At 63.4% G+C, this 16,839-nt stretch carries 17 protein-coding genes; 7 read left to right on the top strand and 10 right to left on the bottom strand.

The features are described 5' to 3' along the window. The first annotated feature begins 53 nt into the window (after positions 1 to 53). Positions 54 to 824, top strand: coding sequence for a sulfite exporter TauE/SafE family protein (locus NDN01_RS03865; protein WP_272625994.1), 771 nt, complete (start codon positions 54 to 56; stop codon positions 822 to 824). A gap of 48 nt (positions 825 to 872) precedes the next feature. Here the strand turns inward: NDN01_RS03865 and NDN01_RS03860 are convergent, their stop codons facing one another. Continuing rightward, positions 873 to 1,394 carry a carboxymuconolactone decarboxylase family protein gene (locus tag NDN01_RS03860; RefSeq protein WP_272625992.1) on the bottom strand — a complete coding sequence of 174 codons (522 nt, stop codon included), beginning with the start codon at positions 1,392 to 1,394 and terminating at the stop codon, positions 873 to 875. A gap of 139 nt (positions 1,395 to 1,533) precedes the next feature. Continuing rightward, on the bottom strand, positions 1,534 to 2,076 hold the full coding sequence (locus NDN01_RS03855) for a peroxiredoxin (RefSeq protein ID WP_272625990.1): 543 nt from the start codon (positions 2,074 to 2,076) through the stop codon (positions 1,534 to 1,536). 144 nt (positions 2,077 to 2,220) lie between these two features. Between NDN01_RS03855 and NDN01_RS03850 the strand changes: the two genes are divergently transcribed. Continuing rightward, positions 2,221 to 3,120, top strand: a complete 900-nt coding sequence (locus NDN01_RS03850; protein WP_272625988.1) for a hydrogen peroxide-inducible genes activator — start codon at positions 2,221 to 2,223, stop codon at positions 3,118 to 3,120. Positions 3,121 to 3,221: 101 nt separating this feature from the next. After that, a complete protein-coding gene (locus tag NDN01_RS03845) occupies positions 3,222 to 3,836 on the top strand; it encodes a fasciclin domain-containing protein (RefSeq protein WP_272625986.1) in 615 nt (204 codons plus the stop codon). On the opposite strand, the gene NDN01_RS03840 is transcribed toward NDN01_RS03845, so the two are convergent. From NDN01_RS03840 to pgsA, 3 genes are read right to left on the bottom strand one after another with little or no spacing between them, the layout of a single operon-like run. Further along, entirely contained in the window at positions 3,833 to 4,276 is a 444-nt protein-coding gene (locus tag NDN01_RS03840; protein WP_272625984.1) for a molybdenum cofactor biosynthesis protein MoaE, read from the bottom strand. The two genes, NDN01_RS03845 and NDN01_RS03840, sit on opposite strands and share 4 nt — an antisense overlap. After that, positions 4,273 to 4,530 carry a molybdopterin converting factor subunit 1 gene (gene moaD, locus NDN01_RS03835; protein WP_272625982.1) on the bottom strand — a complete coding sequence of 86 codons (258 nt, stop codon included), beginning with the start codon at positions 4,528 to 4,530 and terminating at the stop codon, positions 4,273 to 4,275. The genes NDN01_RS03840 and moaD overlap by 4 nt, the downstream gene beginning before the upstream one ends. Before the next feature lie 8 nt (positions 4,531 to 4,538). Beyond that, on the bottom strand, positions 4,539 to 5,090 hold the full coding sequence (gene pgsA / locus NDN01_RS03830) for a CDP-diacylglycerol--glycerol-3-phosphate 3-phosphatidyltransferase (protein WP_272628003.1): 552 nt from the start codon (positions 5,088 to 5,090) through the stop codon (positions 4,539 to 4,541). A gap of 169 nt (positions 5,091 to 5,259) precedes the next feature. On the opposite strand from pgsA, the gene NDN01_RS03825 reads away from it, so the two are divergent. Further along, positions 5,260 to 6,549 (top strand): MFS transporter, encoded by a 1,290-nt coding sequence (locus NDN01_RS03825; RefSeq protein ID WP_272628001.1) that lies wholly within the window; start codon positions 5,260 to 5,262, stop codon positions 6,547 to 6,549. Positions 6,550 to 6,561: 12 nt separating this feature from the next. Here NDN01_RS03825 and NDN01_RS03820 read toward each other — a convergent pair whose 3' ends face one another. Beyond that, a complete protein-coding gene (locus NDN01_RS03820; RefSeq protein ID WP_272625980.1) occupies positions 6,562 to 6,735 on the bottom strand; it encodes a hypothetical protein in 174 nt (57 codons plus the stop codon). 263 nt (positions 6,736 to 6,998) lie between these two features. On the opposite strand from NDN01_RS03820, the gene NDN01_RS03815 reads away from it, so the two are divergent. Then, positions 6,999 to 7,871: an oxygenase MpaB family protein gene (locus NDN01_RS03815; protein ID WP_272625978.1), complete on the top strand. Its 873-nt coding sequence runs from the start codon at positions 6,999 to 7,001 to the stop codon at positions 7,869 to 7,871. A gap of 205 nt (positions 7,872 to 8,076) precedes the next feature. Beyond that, complete coding sequence (locus NDN01_RS03810; protein ID WP_272625977.1) at positions 8,077 to 8,310, top strand: hypothetical protein; 234 nt, start codon at positions 8,077 to 8,079, stop codon at positions 8,308 to 8,310. A 285-nt stretch (positions 8,311 to 8,595) separates the two neighbouring features. Here NDN01_RS03810 and NDN01_RS03805 read toward each other — a convergent pair whose 3' ends face one another. The 4 genes from NDN01_RS03805 to NDN01_RS03790 form a co-directional block, all read right to left on the bottom strand. Next, a complete protein-coding gene (locus NDN01_RS03805) occupies positions 8,596 to 10,356 on the bottom strand; it encodes an ABC transporter ATP-binding protein (protein WP_272625975.1) in 1,761 nt (586 codons plus the stop codon). Positions 10,357 to 10,820: 464 nt separating this feature from the next. Beyond that, positions 10,821 to 12,242, bottom strand: a complete 1,422-nt coding sequence (locus tag NDN01_RS03800; protein WP_272625973.1) for an amidase — start codon at positions 12,240 to 12,242, stop codon at positions 10,821 to 10,823. 155 nt (positions 12,243 to 12,397) lie between these two features. Beyond that, complete coding sequence (locus tag NDN01_RS03795) at positions 12,398 to 13,276, bottom strand: alpha/beta hydrolase (RefSeq protein WP_272625971.1); 879 nt, start codon at positions 13,274 to 13,276, stop codon at positions 12,398 to 12,400. Between the two features lie 103 nt (positions 13,277 to 13,379). Beyond that, complete coding sequence (locus tag NDN01_RS03790; RefSeq protein ID WP_272625969.1) at positions 13,380 to 15,686, bottom strand: TonB-dependent receptor; 2,307 nt, start codon at positions 15,684 to 15,686, stop codon at positions 13,380 to 13,382. 251 nt (positions 15,687 to 15,937) lie between these two features. On the opposite strand from NDN01_RS03790, the gene NDN01_RS03785 reads away from it, so the two are divergent. Beyond that, positions 15,938 to 16,561, top strand: coding sequence for a TetR/AcrR family transcriptional regulator (locus NDN01_RS03785; protein WP_272625967.1), 624 nt, complete (start codon positions 15,938 to 15,940; stop codon positions 16,559 to 16,561). The last annotated feature ends 278 nt before the right edge of the window (positions 16,562 to 16,839 follow it).

The raw sequence follows: 16,839 nt of genomic DNA, 5'->3' as shown, positions 1-16,839 counted from the left end.
ATTTCACCAGACAGGCGAATTCGACGCAAATCGGTCGTGGAGAGTTTTGCCAGATGTTCGACATTTCGCTCGCCACCGTAGAGGCGGTCCTGCCCTTCATCGTGGTCGGCTTCGCCGCCCAGATGATCGACGGGGCTCTTGGCATGGCGTTCGGCGTGATCAACAATACGCTGCTGGTGAGCTTTCTCGGCCTGTCTCCCGCCGTCGCCTCGGCCAGCGTGCACGCAGTGGAAACCTTCACTACCGCCGCGTCGGGAACGAGCCATATCCTTCACAAGAACGTCAACTGGAAGCTGTTCCGCAGGCTGGTGATCCCGGGCGTGATCGGCGGCGTGCTCGGCGCCTATGTGCTGAGCAACCTCGATGCCTCGGTCGCGAAGCCGTTCGTGATGGCCTATCTCGCCTCGATCGGCCTGTACCTGCTGTACCGCGCCTGGCGCGGCCGGGTTGAACCGCGCGAGCCCAAGATCATCGAGCCTCTCGGGCTGGTCGGCGGGTTCCTGGATGCGGCGGGCGGAGGTGGCTGGGGACCGGTCGTCACCTCCAACCTGCTCGTCCAGGGCGCGAGCCCGCGCAGCACGATCGGCACGGTCAACACATCCGAATTCTTCCTGACCGCGACGATCTCCGCCACCTTCATCGCCACCATGGGATTCGCCGCCTTCACCCTGCAGACGGTGGGGCTGCTGATCGGCGGGCTGATCGCCGCGCCGTTCGGTGGGCTGCTGGCCAAACGGGTGCCGGCAAGGTTGCTGATGGGGTTGGTCGGCGTGCTGCTGACGGTGACGAGCGCCTATACGATCTGGTCGGCGGTGATGAAGTAGAAGTCTTCCCCCTCTGCTCCCCTCCCGCAAGCGGGAGGGGCAAAGAGCTCAGTTCAGCGCCGCATGCACCGTCGCGACTGCTTTCATCACGGCACCGATACGCACCGCGGTCTGGATCGCCTCGGCGGTGGCGCCGGCCTTCTTCAACACATTCTCATGCGCGTCGATGCACATGCCGCAGCCATTCATCGCCGAAACGGCGAGGCTGAACAGCTCGAAATCGACCTTGTCGATGCCCGGCGCGCCGATCACGTTCATGCGCAGCTTGGCCGGCATGGTGCGATATTCCTGGTTTCCGGCCAGATGGGTGAACCGGTAATAGACATTGTTCATCGCCATCACCGCCGCAGCCGCGCGCGCCGCATTGGCTGCCTCGGGCGACAGCTTCCCGGCCACTTCGGCCTCGGTCGCGTCGACCAGCGGCTTGTAGCCCGAGCCATGCGCGCAGGTAAGCAGCAGGCCGTATTTCTGCTGATCGGGCAAGTGTGCCTCATTGAGCAGCGACCCGACGTTCAGGCGGATATCCTTGGCGAAATCGGGCAAGGTGCCCGCGAATTCCTTGAGCGACATGTCATGTCCTTCTTCACCCTCGTTTCTCCTCCCCGCCCGCTTGCGGGAGGGGTCGGAGGAGGGCCTGTCAAAAAGAGGGCGCGCCGCTTGCGGACACGCCCTCCCCTAGCCCCTCCCGCAATGCGGGAGGGGAATCTTCTCAGGCAGCGACCTGGAGGACGTCATCGCCCTTGTTCCAGTTGCAGGGGCAGAGCTCGTCGGTCTGCAGCGCGTCGAGCACGCGGAGCGTCTCGGCGGGGTTGCGGCCGACGTTCAGGCCATTGACCTGCACCGCCTGGATCACATTGTCCGGGTCGATGATGAAGGTCGCGCGATAGGCGACATGTTCGTTCGCGTCGAGGATACCGAGCTTCGACGCGAGCACCGCGCCGTTATCAGCCAGCCAGGGGAAATCGGCAGCGGCCAGATCCGGATCCGACTTGCGCCAGGCGAGATGGACGTGCGCGGTATCGGTCGAGGCCCCGATCAGCACGGCGTCACGATCGGCAAAATCGTCCTTGAGCGCTGCATAGCCGACGATCTCGGTCGGGCAGACGAAGGTGAAGTCCTTCGGCCAGTAGAACAGGACCTTCCAGCGGCCGGGGAATGCGTCGTGGCTGAGCGTCTCGCCGGCGGGCAGCGCGTCGGTGCCCTGCTGGACGGGAACGGTGAATTCGGGGAGCTTGTCTCCGACGGTAAGCATTGGTGGCCTCCTCAAGGAATGGGTCGGCCTTCGGCATCCTCGCGACGCGGCGATTGATTCGCCGTCTGTGCTGCGCTGCATATAAGGCTGGCATTTGATCGATCCAACAGGTTATTTAGGTACCGTTGATCGAGTGAGGCGATTATGGCCACCTATCTACCTACGCTGAAGCAGCTCCAATATCTGGTCGCGTTGCAGGACCATGGACATTTCGGGCGGGCGGCGGAGGCGTGCTTCGTTACCCAGTCGACTCTGTCCGCCGGCATCCGCGAACTTGAAACGCTGATAGGCGTCACCCTGGTGGAACGCACCCGCCGCGTCGTCCGCTTCACGCCGCTGGGCGACCGAATCGCCGACAAGGCGCGGCGGGTGCTGCGCGAGGCGGAGGAACTGGGCGACCTCGCCCGCGCCGCCGGACGCCCCCTGTCGGGCGAGATGCGGATGAGCGTGATCCCGACGATCGCTCCCTTCATGCTGCCGCGAATCCTGCCCCGGTTGCGACGCGATTATCCCGACCTGAAGCTGTTCCTGCGCGAGGAACCGAGCGCCGCCGCCTGCGAGGGCCTGCATAACGGCCGCACCGATTGCGTGCTGCTCGCCCTGCCCTATGCCTGTGGCGAGGTCGCGTCGCAGTTCCTGTTCGACGACCGGCTGTTCGTCGCAGGGCCCGAAGGCGAGATCGGCAGCGCGACGAGCGCGATGCAGGCCAACGATATCGACGAGGACCGGCTGCTGCTGCTCGAAGACGGGCATTGCCTGAAGGATCACGCGCTGGCCGCCTGCAACCGGCCCGAGTTGCGCGCCGAGGCGACGATGCTCGGCACCTCGCTCCACACCATCGTCCAGATGGTCGACAATGGCCTGGGCGTGACGATGCTGCCGGAAATGGCGCTCAAGGCGGGCATCCTCGACCATACCGGACTTACGGCGCGGCCACTGGACGCCGCAAATCCTGCACGTCGCATCGCGCTTGTCTGGCGTCGTGCGTCGCCCCGCGAAAAGGATTTCCACCTGCTCGCCGAGGTACTTGCCGAAGCGCAGTAGCCTGCGGCCATGAAACCATTCGGCCGCCGGACCGTATCTTGTCGTGCGCATTCTCCTGGATCGTTTCCTTGAGCGCGCATTCGATATCACTGGAGAGACTGATGAGATTTTCCACCAAGCTTCCGGTTGTGGCGATGTCCGGCCTGCTGATGGTCGCCGTTTCCGCCGCCGAGGCTCGTGCCCCGCAGGACAGCCCTGCCCCCGCTCCCGCCGCCGCCGCCGCCACGCCCAACCCCGCAGTGGGCGGCGCGGCGATGGACGCAGCCAAGCCGATCACCGAGAACGCAGCCGCGGCACCGAACCTGACGACGCTGGTGAAGGCAGTGAAGGCAGCCGGCCTTGACGCGACGCTTTCCGGCCCCGGCCCCTTCACCGTGTTCGCACCAACCAACGACGCGTTCGGCCGGCTGGCCGCCGGCACGGTCGATACGCTGATGAAGCCCGAGAACAAGGCAACCCTGGTCAAGGTGCTGACCTATCATGTCGTACCGGGCATCATCACGCTCGAGCAACTCAAGCAGAAGATGACCGCCGGCGGCGGCACCACGACGCTGACCACCGTAGAAGGTGCAACCCTGACGGTGACCGACCTCAACGGCGCGATCCAGCTGACCGACGCCAACGGCAACAAGAGCTATGTCGAAGTGCCTGACGTCCGCCAGTCGAACGGCGTCGTGCATGTCGTCAACGGCGTGCTCTTGCCGAAACTGGGCTAGGTTTCTTCCCACCGCGCGGCGGCGTCTGCGTCGCTGCCGCGCGGTTCTACCCAGCGTGCCTCACCGTCGCGCGTCTCGCGCTTCCAGAACGGCGCCTGCGTCTTCAACCGGTCGATCAGGAAAGCGCAGGAATCAAGCGCCGCCGCCCGGTGCGTTGCAGCGGTACCGACGAAGACGACCAGATCGCCCGGCCGCATCAGCCCTACCCGATGCACCACGCTCGTCGCCGACAGGCCCCAGCGCGCCACGGCTTCCTCCGCTAGTTCCTGTAACGCTGCCTCGGTCGCGGCCGGATAATGTTCGAGCTCAAGTGTCGTGACGCCATCGTCGCCGCGCACCACGCCGACAAAGGTCGCGATCCCGCCAACGCCCGCCGCCATGATTGCGGCGAACTCCGTCGCCTGGTCGATCGGCTCCTGCTGGACGGCGACATGGATCATCCGCCCGTCACCGGCGGGAAGATCGCCACCTCGCGCGGGTGCCCGAGCGGCGCATCGAGACCGACGAATATCTGATCGACCGCCGCGCGCAACCGGCCACGATCGGCCAGCGCCCGGGCGTGGCCATCGCTGCGCGTCGCGAGCCAGTCGACCAGGTCGGAGACGCGCGCCAGTCCTTCGGGCGGATCGAGTGTTTCGGCGCTCGTCCCGATCGCCTCGCGCACCCAGGAGAAATAAAGCAGATCGATCGCCATGACGGCCCTCAATCCATGTGCTTGAGGCCGACCCGCAGATAGTCCCAGCCGGTGATCAACGTCAGCCCTGCCGCGCCCCACAATGCCGCGAGGCTGACGGTCTGGAGCCAGGGCCAGCCGGGCACGGCGCCGGCAAGGATCAGCCCGCCGAGCGAGACGAGCTGGAGCGTCGTCTTCCACTTGGCGAGCTTCGACACCGGGACCGACACCTGAAGCTGGGCCAGGAACTCGCGCAGGCCCGAAACCGCGATCTCGCGCAAGAGGATGATGATGCCGGCGATCAGCGACCAGCCGGCGATATCGCGCGTCGCCACCAGCATCAGTACCACCGAGGCGACCATGATCTTGTCGGCGATGGGATCGAGGAAGATGCCGAGCTTCGACACGGTCCCCTTGGACCGGGCCAGATAGCCGTCGAAATAATCGGTGATCCCCATCAGACAATAAAGCGCGAAGGCGATCGCATATCCCGCCGGCCAGGCCGGCCACCACAGGAAGCCGACAAGCAGCGGCACCGCGAGAATCCGCGACAGGGTGAGGATATTGGGCAGGGTCAGCATCGCCATCAATCCTAGGGTCCGGCGCCCTCTCCCGCAATGCCGGAGTCTGGCCGGAGACACGCCCGTGTCAGCCGACGGGACGCCGATCACCGACTATTCGGTTGCTGCGTCGTCGCCGGGTCGGCTATGCGGTGCCCTTGTTTCGCCACATGTGAGGCCGTTTCCCATCATGCTCAACGCGCTCGGCTTGCTGAAAGAGCGCCGGTTCATGCCGCTTTTCGTCACCCAGTTCCTCGGTGCCTTCAACGACAATCTCTTCAAGACCTCAATGGTGTTGTTCGCGACCTATCAGGTCTTCAACGACCCCAAAATCGAACAGAGCTTCAACGCGCTCGCCACCGGGCTGGCGATTCTTCCCTTCTTCCTTCTGTCCGCCCTGTCGGGGCAACTTGCCGACACGACCGACAAGGCGAAGATCATCAGGATCGTTAAGACCGCGGAGATCGCGATCATGCTGCTCGGCGCCGCCGGATTGATGGTGGCGAAAGCCGGATTCTGGACCCTGGGACTTGGCCTGATGCTGAGCGCGGTACTCTGCCTCGGCGCGCACTCGACCTTTTTCGGCCCGATTAAATACGCGATCCTGCCGCAGCATCTGAAGACGGACGAAGTGCTCGGCGGTACCGGCCTGGTCGAGGCGGCGACCTATCTCGCCATCCTGCTCGGTACGATTTTCGCCGGCGTGCTGTCGGTCGAGGGAGCGGCGATCATGGGCATCTGCGTCGCCCTGATCGGCTGGCTCACCGCGAGGATGGTACCGGCGGCCCCGCGTGAAGGCGCGGTGCTGTCGATCAACTACAACCCGTTCACCGCATCGTGGCGACTGATCAACGCTACGATGCACATCCCCCGGCTGTTCCTCGCGATCTGCGCGATCAGCTTCTTCTGGACGATCGGCGCGGTGCTGATCGTCACCTTCCCGCCGCTGGTGAAGAACGTCCTCACTGCCGATCCGCGCGTTTCCAGCATCGTGATCGCGTTGTTCTCCATCGGCATCGCGATCGGATCGATCGTCATCAACACCCTGCTGAAAGGGCGGGTATCAGCGAAATACGCGCCTGCTTCGGTGATCGCGATGGGCGGCATGGTCGTGATCTTCTCACTGATGATCCGCGCATGGCCGGCGGCGCCGGCGGGCACGCTGTACGACTGGGTCGGCTTCTTCCAGATTCCCCGCGCGATCCCGCTCGTGCTGGTGCTGATGGGAATCGCGATTACCGGCGGCATGTTCGTGGTGCCTCTCTATACCTTCCTCACGACTACCGTGACCAAGGACCAGACGGCGCGCACCGTCGCGGCGAACAATGTCGTCAATTCGGGCGCGATGGTGGTCGGCACCTTATTGGTGCTGGGCGCCTCGGCACTCGGCGTAACGCCCGACAACATGCTGTTCGTGGTCGCCGGCATGTGCCTGATCTCGGCGTGGCTGGCGCAGAAGCTGCATCTTGCCTGCGATTGAGGCGCCGCGCCTTCAGAAAATGAAGGTGTAGATGCAGATGAAGAAGGCAGTGAAGCTCAGGGCGAACAGCCTCAGATCCTGATCGTCATTGTGCGGCCGCGCCGGCTTCCGGGGCTGTCCCTGGGCAAGCTGCTGGCGGAACGGATGACGGGCGACGGGAGCCGGAAGGGCGAGATGCTGTGCCATGGGCAACAGTTAACGCCGCGTTTACGATTCGAACCAGCACCGAATTCGGTTAACGCGAGTCCGATACCGGGACAGAATCGCGCGAGCCACAGGGATCGCGTCGCAAGGTTGGACGATGGCATCCCGCAAGCGTAAGATCACGCGGTGAGCTTATTCGAAAGCCTGATCCCGCTGTCGCTCATGGCGATCCTGCTGCCGCAGGTGGCGCGATGGACGCGGATTCCTCGTCCAGCGAAGCCAGCGATGAAAACTGGACGACGGGAATGCCATCCAGGCCTGTTCCGATCCCCGCGTTGATCGGCGACTCGCTTGCGAAAGGCGTGCGGCGCGGGATCGTCCGGCAGGTGCGCGCCGTGTTCAACGATACGGCGAAGGGCGAGCGCCCGGTGATGCGCAGCGACGATGCGCTGTTCGAACCGGGATCGGTCATATGGCGCGTCCATGGCGACGTCACCACCATGATGGTGGGCGGCGTGGCCGCGCTGCTGCTGCAGATGCTGCACCCGGCGGTGCTGGCGGGCGTGTGGGATCATTCGAACTTCCGTACCGACATGCTCGGGCGGCTGCGGCGGACGGCCCGGTTCATCGCGACGACTACCTTTGGCGCACGAGGCGAGGCGGAAAAGGTCATCGCCCGCGTGCACGATATCCATGACCGGATCGATGGCACGCTGCCCGACGGTACGCCCTATCGTGCGGGCGACCCGCGACTGCTCGCCTGGGTGCATGTGACGGAAGCCATGAGTTTTCTCGATGCCTGGATCCGCTATGGCGAACCTAGCATGACGCCCGCGGACCAGGATCGGTATTTCGCCGACTTCGCCCGGATTCCCGAAGCACTGGGTGCCAATCCGGTGCCATGCAGCCGCGCCGAGGCGGAGGCGCTGATCGCGACGATGCGCCCCGAACTGGCCGTCGACGCAAGAACACGGGAGGTCGCCGCGCTTGTCCTGAGACAACAACCGCGGAACCTGTCCGCCACCCCGGTACAGGCGATCACCTTCCAGGCGGCGGTCGACCTGTTGCCCGACTGGGCACGACGGATGCACGGCCTTCCGGCGCCACGCCTGACACGTCCACTGGTGCGTGCAGGGACTTCCGGCATCGCCCGGACGTTGCGCTGGGCGTTCGGCTAGCGATCCTGCCCGGGAAAGGAACGATCCGGGTCATTGAGATACGGCCAGTATCCACATGGCGGGTTTCAGTACCGGGCCATCGCATTTTTTCCTATTAAACGCATGGGAATTGATCCATGGAGGCTGCGGACACGAAACAGGGTGGAACGCGGCGGCGAACAGACGCCTTCGCGCCACGCCCTGAGCAACCACGGAGAAACCGTCCATGAAGAAGTTCGTTATCCTTCCGCTCGTCGCCGTCGCTACGCTCGGCCTCGCCGCCTGCGACAAGTCGGCGCCTGTCGACAACACCGCGAACGTGAGCGAGATCACCCTGAACAGCGAAGACACGCTGGACGTCAACTCGGCCGACGCAGCGTCGCTGAACGTGACCGACAACGCGACCGTGGTGGACAACGCAACCGCCCTGGACAGCGCCGGGAACGTCACGGCCAAGTAAGCCTGACATTCGACGTTACCCAAGCAGCGTCGGAAACGGGGCCGCGCGACCGGATGGTCGCGCGGCCCTTTTCGTTTGCGTCCGGACCTTCGGAATTTCGTCGTATGGCCAAGGCGGACTATCGCACGGCAAAGCAGACCTCTATTTCCTATTCATAAGATAGGAATTAAAAGGGATCAGCGTTGATGCTCCCTAGCAGAACGTCAAACTACGGCCCGGCACCAGCGTGCCGGGCCGCCCCTTTATCGGGGCCCAGGGAGGCAGCAGCATGCTGCCCATCCCCGATCATGCATCGATGAATTCCGGCTCATCGCGCACAGCACCTGACTGGCGATCGAACAAGCGACGATACTGACCCTCGACATTGGCAAGCAACGTCGCGTGATCTCCGTCCTCGACGATACGGCCCTGATCGAACACCAGGATGCGATCGAGCGTGCGAACGGTGGACAGCCGGTGCGCGATCACGATGGCCGTGCGGCCCTGCATGAGTCGATCCATGGCCTGCTGAATCAGCGCTTCGGATTCGGAATCGAGGCTCGATGTCGCTTCATCGAGGATCAGGATCGGGGCATCGGCGAGGAACGCCCGCGCGAGTGCGACCCGCTGGCGTTCGCCACCCGACAGCTTCACACCGCGCTCACCGACCAGCGTGGCATAGCCGCGCGGGAGACGCGCGATGAAGTCATGCGCATTGGCCAGGCGGGCAGCCCGTTCGATCTCGGCCTGCGATGCGCCGGGCCGGGCATAGGCGATATTGTCGGCGAGGCTCCGGTGGAACAGGATCGGTTCCTGCTGCACGATCGCGATCTGCGCGCGCAGCGATTGCTGCGTGGCGTGGGACACGTCCTGCCCGTCGATCGTCACCCGGCCGCCACTGACATCGTAGAGCCGCTGGATCAGCTTGATGAAGCTGGTCTTTCCCGAACCAGAATGACCGACCAGGCCGACGCGTTCACCGCCGCGGATAGTCACCGACAGATCGTCGTAGAGCGGCGTCGCGTGTTGGCCATAATGGAAAGTGACCGCGTCGAAACGCACCTCTCCTGCCGTGATCGCGATCGGGCCGGCATCGGCACGATCCTCGATCCCGAGCGGCTGGCCGTGGATCTCCACCAGTTCCTCCATCTCGTTCACGGAGCGCTGCAGATGATGGACATGGTAGCCGATATCAGCCAGGTGCCCATGCAGGACGAAATAGCTGGTCAGCACATAAGTGATGTCACCCGGTGTCGCATGGCCGCCCCACCAGAGCCACAACGCGGCCCCGACAACGACGGTGCGCAGCACCCACAGCACGGTCAACTGCATCGTGCCGGACCACGTACTGCGCAGCCAGGTCCGGCGAGTGCGCAGGCGCCATTTGTCGACGAGGCGGGCAAAGCGCGTTTCCTCGCGTTCTTCCGCGCCGAACGCCTTGACCACCATGTTGCAGCCGATCGCATCGGACAACAGCCCGCCCATGCGCGTGTCCCAGGCGTTGGACAAGGTCGACGCCGGCGCGACCCAGCGAGTCGCGAGGAGGATGGTCAGCGCCACATAGGCGCAGGCACCGATACCCATGATGAGGCCCACCAGAGGCCAGTGCACCCCGAGCAGAAGCATCGTACCAGCCAGCATGACGAGCGAGCCGAGGAGGTGAAGGAACAGCACGTCGTTGAGCATGTCGATCGCCCACATGCCGCGCGTGATCTTCCGGACGACCGAGCCGGAGAAACTGTTCGCGTGCCAGTCGGTGGAGAAACGCTGGACCCGGTGGAACGCCTGTTCGGCGACGTCGCTCATCATCCGCAGCGAAAAGGGCACGATCAGCATGATCGACACATGGCGCGCCACGACCGTGCCGAGACCCAGCGCGACCATCACGGCGAAGATCATCGGCACCCCGGACCTGTCACCCGCACCAAGCGCGTCGACGAGTCGGCCGGCAACCAGCGGCACGAGCACTTCAAGCCCGATGCCGGCACATACGAAGAAGGACAGGAGGGCGATCCGGGTTTTCTGGTGCGCCCAATGCCGCACGGCAAAAGCCAGAACGATGCGCACGGAATCAGGCCGTGCCCTGGATTGTTCGGTCATGTCTTGAACCGGCGCCTATGCGCCGTCTCCACTTCGAGTCTGTCAGGAAGGATCCAGGCGAAGCGCCGGGATCAGGGTGATCTCAGAACCTGATGGCCTGGTCAGCCAAAGTCCGGATGCCCCCAGAGGCAGCGCTGAATGGTCGATGATGTCATCAGTGCTCCTCCTTCCGCTCGTGTGAAGACGGTGTTTCCCTATCAGCGAAGACGCGATCAGGCAACCGGTCGCGCACGACCGTGGTTCGTCAGGCCAGGCGCCCTCGGGGAAAAGCTGCGATCGAGGAAGCGGGCTGGCTGCCATACCGGCAGGGCAAACCGCGCATCAATCCATGGCGATCCATCACCGGCGATGACGACCGATCGATCAAACATGCTGTCTGCCATGTGGCAGATACGTCCGTGACGCGACATGCCGAGCGTCGTCGGCAAGTCTCAGTCGTCGCCGGCCCAGATCGGGGGCTTGTGCCGCCACCATTCCACAGCGGCTTCGAGTTGGTAGGCGAGCGCGAGCAGAACGGCCTCGCCACCGGGGCGCGTGGCGAACTGGATGCCGACTGGCAGGCCATTGTCGCTGAAACCCATGGGAAGGCTGATGGAAGGCGTGCCGGCGAAATTGTCGATCCAGCAATAGCCGGCATAGTCGACAAGATGATCGCGCTGGTCGAGCCACGCGATCTCGGGACCGAAGACCCCGACGCGGACGACTTCGGTGCTGAAGGTCGGCGTCATCCAGATATCGAATTCGCTGAACCGGTCGAGATAGGCCGCAACCATCGCCTCCATCCGGCGCAAAGCGGCGGCGAACCGTTCGTCATCGATCTGCCTTCCCGCAGCGATCAGCGTAGCCGAGCGATATTCCAGATCTTCCGGTACGATCGGAATTCCGATCAGATTCGACAGGGCTCCCACCTGGCGAACGAAATTACCCTCGATAAAATCATTGAGCGCCCGCGTAGCATCGCGACCATTGAAAGGCAGTTCGCCATCGCCGACGCGGTGACCCAGCTTTCCAAGGATATCCACGGCGCGCCAGAATACACGCTGGACACCCGTGTCAGGCGCCTCCCCGGTACGCATGACCGTGCTGTAGGCGCGGATACGAAGCGCGCGATCGATTGGCGCGGTGACCAGCGGAAGGGGGGCAAAGGCAGCGCCATGATCCCGCGACTGGGTTGCTTCCAGCCAGGCGGCGGTGTCGCGGACTGTTCTGCTGACACAGCCATTCACCCCCAGATCCGTCATCGCCCGCATGGCCTCGTCGCCCGAATTGCGGCCGCGCGATGGCTTCAGGCCAACCAATCCGCATGGCGCCGCGCCATGACGGATCGAGCCCAGGCCATCGCTGGCGTGCGCAACGGGCACAACGCCCGCGGCTACCGCCGCGGATCCGCCACCCGACGAGCCGCCCGGTGCGTGATCGAGGCTCCACGGATTGCGGGTGATGCCGACCAGGGGCGATTCAGTGACGACATTCAGCCCAAGCTCGGGCATTGACGAACGGGCGATCGAGATCAGGCCCGCCCTGGCGATCGCACGAGTATAGGCAGCATCTTCCGACGCGACATGATGGCGGAGCGCCACCGCTCCATAGCTGGAGGGGAGTCCCTTTTCGGCGATCATATCCTTGATCATCGTCGGGATGCCGGCGAGCGGGCCCGAACGCGGTTCTTGCGCCTGGTCGCGCGCTCGCTCGAATGCTGGCCATGCGATGAAGTTGAGCCTGGAATTGGCCGCTTCCGCGCGTTCGATAGCACGGTCCACAAGAGCGGCCGGCGTAGTGCGGCCCGCGTCGAGCGCCTTGCGCATATCCGTGATGTCGGATGTCCAGCCATCTGTCATGAGAGTCGTTGTCATGATTTTTTCCGAAAGCTGAGAATGGATGCCCCGAGGGGCGAGCGGCCGCGCCGAACGTCATTGGCGCCGGAGGGGGATGCCAGCCCGCCCTCCCCTCGCAGGCCGGAATCAAAGATCGAGCGCGGCTGACAAATCCCTCCGCGCGGATCTCTTGCTCAGCTTTCCCCGGACAGGGAGGTTTGCCATGACGGCGCGCCCTGCGATGGCACCAGGAAGCGCAGTGCCCGCGAGACCGCCGCCCCGAGCACGGAAGTGTGAGTCTCGCCTGCAAAAACGGTCAGTTCAGTCGACACGCCATGCGCGGCAAGGGCAGCCCGCATACGATAGGCATTGCTGATGATGGAAGCGGCAGCGAGTGCTTCGCCCGGTTCCTCCTCCCTGGCCCCTGCCGACAGGAATACCGCCGTTCCGGACGGAATCGCGCCGACCGGCAATGCGCGCACCGCATCGACCATTTGTTGCTCACCTGGCACGGGCGGAAAGTCGACCAGTGCAGGGCTCATCATCGCATAGCCTCCAAACACGTCGGGACGATGCATCAGGGCGAAAGCTGCGAAATGGCCGCCAGCCGAAACCCCGAAGAGCGTGCGCCGCACGCCCGCGGTCTCGGGCAGGCGACGTTCCACTTCGGGTACGACCGTTTCGATCAACGCCTTCAGGAAAGTCTCGCCGCCACCGAGTTCAAGCGTGCCGAAACCCGGCATCTCCAACGAACGCCGGGGCCCGCCGTAGAAATCAAGGCCGCGCCGCCGACCGACGAACGCATAGTCGCCGGTTTCCTCGGCATAGCCGATGCCGATAACTATCGCCGGCGCGACCTCGCCAGCATAGTGGCCCATTCGCGCAGCTTCGACGACTGTCCCGAAGCAATAATCGGCGTCCGTCACATAGATTACCGACGACGCACCGGGCGGCTTTCCGGTTGCGTCAGATGACGGCCGCGCGATGGAGATGCGCAAGCTGGTGCCGAGACCCTCAGGCCTGCTGACGAAAGTCTCGACTCCGGGAATGGCAAGCATCGCGGCAATGGTCATGCTATCATCCTCCTTTACACGTCAGGCCCGCCTGGCGAACACGGATCGCTTGTATCGGCACGCACCACGCCGTGGACGTGCACATCGTGGCGCGCATCTTCCATCAATATTTGAAAATCACCGCCGCGCCGATCGTGCGCGGTTGCTGGATGGTGATCTGATTGACGCCGAGTTGCGTATAGGCAGCCAGTTGCGCACGCTTGTCGGTCAGGTTCCTGACGAACAGGTCGATATCGACATGCTCGCTTTCCAGTCCGGCATGAACGTCGAACAGCGAATAGGCCGGCAGCGCATAATTGGGGAACGCTATGCTCGATTGGGGCGAACTGTTGCGTGACCCCACGAAGCGTGCCGAACCGCGCGCCACCGCCTGCCATTTTGAGTCCACCGGCGCGCGGTATTCCGCCGACACCGAACCGCTCCATCGCGGATTATAGGGCAGCGTGTCGCCGACCTGGGCAACCCCCGCCCCTCCAGGACTGAGGCGTGTGACCTTGCTGTCCGAAAAGGCCAGCGTTCCCGCCAGGCTCAATCCGTCAACCGGCCGCAAGGTCGCGCCCGCCTCGAAACCATAGACACGGGCGTCACCGGCATTCGCAAAACCGCTCAGTCCGCCAGCGCTGGCGAAGGCCAGGAAATTCTTCCATTTCAGATAATAACCGGTCAGATCGAACGAACCCCGCCCATCCCAGAACTTCGTCTTGAGCCCAACCTCATAATTATAGGTCTGGTCGGGATCATAGACAGGGTCGAATCCGGGAACCGGAAAGTTCGGTCCACCGGGACGGAAGCCGGTCGCGAAGCGCGCAAAGAGCATTCCGTCTTGCGAGAAGTGATAGCGCGCAGTGGCAAGATAGGTCGCGACCGTCTTCGATCCCTTTTGCTGGCCCGTGTCAGCGGGGGGCGGAGAGCCGAGACCGCTGACGACGAAAAGCAGGCGATAGGCGGCAAAATTGCTACCGCTGATAAGGGTGCGGTTTACCTGATCGATACGACCGATGCGCACGCCGCCGGTGACGTCGAACGCCGGCGAAAAGGCATAGGTCACATTGCCAAAGGCCGAATATTCGGTGAGCGTGGTGGGGATTTTAACGAGCAGCGTCGGATTGATCATGGGTACGAGTGCGCCGGTGATCGTCCGGGCGTTTACTGCCTGCTGCTGCTCGCTTCGTTCATGCGTGTAATATCCACCGGCAAGCCAGCTGAGCGGACCGCCCCCGGCCGAGGACAGCCGCACTTCCTGCGTGAATTTCCTGAAATCGTTCAGTGTGTCGTTGCTGAGCAGCCCAGGGGCGGGAATCGTGACACCCCCAAGCTGGGGAAGGATGTTGACGAAGATCGTGTTCAGCGTGCCCGTTTCTTGCGGGAAAGCATAGTTTACGTTGAGATGCTGATAGGATGTGACGGACGTCAGATTTGCGAAGCCGAGATCATAGTCCACTTTCCCGATGATGAATTTCGTCTTGCGATTGGTACTCGGCACCAGATAGTCGTTATTGACGAGGTCGCCATCGCGGGGCGTGCGATTTGCGGTGTATACCACCTGATCCTGCGCATATTGATTTTGCTTTTGATAGATGCCAGCGATAAAAATCCGGAGCCGGTCGACCGGCTTGAAGACAAGCGAACCCTGCACGCCGTAGCTGCGCCAATGGTTCTGATCCGTGGCGCGGCGAAGATCGTTATCGATGAATCCCGCGCGGCGATCGTAGAAACCAGACAGGCGCACCGCCAACTTGTCCTCGACAATCGGCACGCTGATGGCTGCACGCTCCGAATGGCTGGTGCCCCCATTTTCCGTGCCGCTAAGGCCGCCACGCAGAACCACGGTCGGCTTTTGCAAATCGGGTTCGCGTAATGTGTACGAGACGAGGCCGGCCAGCGTGTTGGCGCCATAAACCGTGCCTTGCGGCCCCTTCAGCACTTCCACCCGCTCAAGATCGACAGGATCGAGATCGAGCGAACTGGCACCGCCGGTTTGAAAGCTCGAACTCGGCCCGACCGGTGCGCCATCGACGGTAATACCGACCGACTGGCCGAAATCGGCACCGGTATTGATGCCGCGGATCACGGGGGAACCAGTACCGAAACCGGCATTGAACTGAAGGCCCGGCGTCTGCCCGGCAAAGTCGGCGATGCTCGTCAGGCCGTTCTTCAGCAGATCGTCGCCGCGAAACGCGTTGATCGCCCCTGCCACATTGAGAATGCTTTCAGCGCGCTTATTGGCGGTGACGATGATGTCCCCAGAATCGGAAGGCGCAACATCGGGCGATCCCGATTGCGTCGCCTCGGGCTCACCAGGAATAGTAACCGGATTGCCTGATGCCTGGGCGAGCGCGGGTGGCGCGATCACGAATGGAGACAACGCGATCAGCGACGCCGCAACCGCACAATTCTGACGCTTTCTCACCAGCACCCTCCCTGAGGTCTCGTCGGGTCAGTCCCGCTCTAATTTTTATATTTAATACAACCTACTTTTTTACGGTCAAGCGCAAACCAGTTGACCTTATTGTAATTGATGATAGCCAGGTTAAGCGTTTGATGGAGGGCGCGGACGAGCTTTTTCCGACGCGCCGCCTCAGGGAGTCGTCGCGTGAAGACCTTCTCGAAATATGGCCTAGCAGGCGGTTGGGCGACCTTATCGGGGGTGAAACCAGGTTGATGGCAAGTTCCGACAAGGCCACTCGGCGCAGCCATGCCGAGCGCAGCGCATCCACGCGGGCCAAAGTACTCGCCGCGGCTCGCGACACCTTGTGCGCGCAAGGCTATTCAGGCGCCACGATGAATGTCATCCGTGACGCTACCGGCATGAGCCTTGGGGCCATCCAGCATCAGTTCCCGTCCAAGGCAAAACTCATGGCTGCCGTCGTTGAGGAATTTTCCGCCTATCGAACAAGGGTTTATGCCGAGGCCATTCGGCGCGGCAAGACGCCGAGGGAATCGATGGAAAATCTTATCGACGCCAATCTCGCCCTCATCAGCCTGCCCGAATCTGCGGCAGCGCTGGAGATACATCTGGCGCGTCGGAACGACCCCGAGTTGGATAGCGAAGTCGAGCGCAGCGCCCGCCGCTTCGACCAACGTGTGCTCCGGTGGAGCCGCCGCATACTTCGCGCCGCCGGCATCAATAATGACGGCGCGGTTCAGAGCATTCAGCTTCTCAGCAACGCCGTTACGCGCGGGCTTACGGTCGAGCATATCCGGAACCCCGACAAAGCCGCGATCGAGCGCGCCACCAAGGACTGGAGAGCGCAAATGCTCACAATGCTCTTCGGCGCCGACTAAGCGCACGCGCGCCCAGCCACCGCCTCGGCACCGTCGCCCTGTTCCGTAACGACGATGACGACACGAGCGATCGGGTCGATCCGATCGACCCTGACCGCAACGCGCTGTGACCGCTCAGCCCGGCCATCACCCGGGACCTCGCCGAGACGGTACAGAGCAGGTCGAAGCCTGCGGCGAGATAGCGCGTCCAGTCTGCAGGCAACAACCATGCCACCAAGCAGGTCAACGGGCGCACCGCAACCGTGGCCGCGATCAACCGCGATGCCGCGACGCTCGTC

The sequence above is a fragment of the Sphingomonas sp. QA11 genome (assembly GCF_028473665.1).
GTDB classification, from domain to species: domain Bacteria; phylum Pseudomonadota; class Alphaproteobacteria; order Sphingomonadales; family Sphingomonadaceae; genus Sphingomonas; species Sphingomonas phytovorans.
The sequence above is the reverse complement of the archived record's forward strand: the minus strand, read 5'-3'. Positions and strand labels throughout refer to the sequence as shown.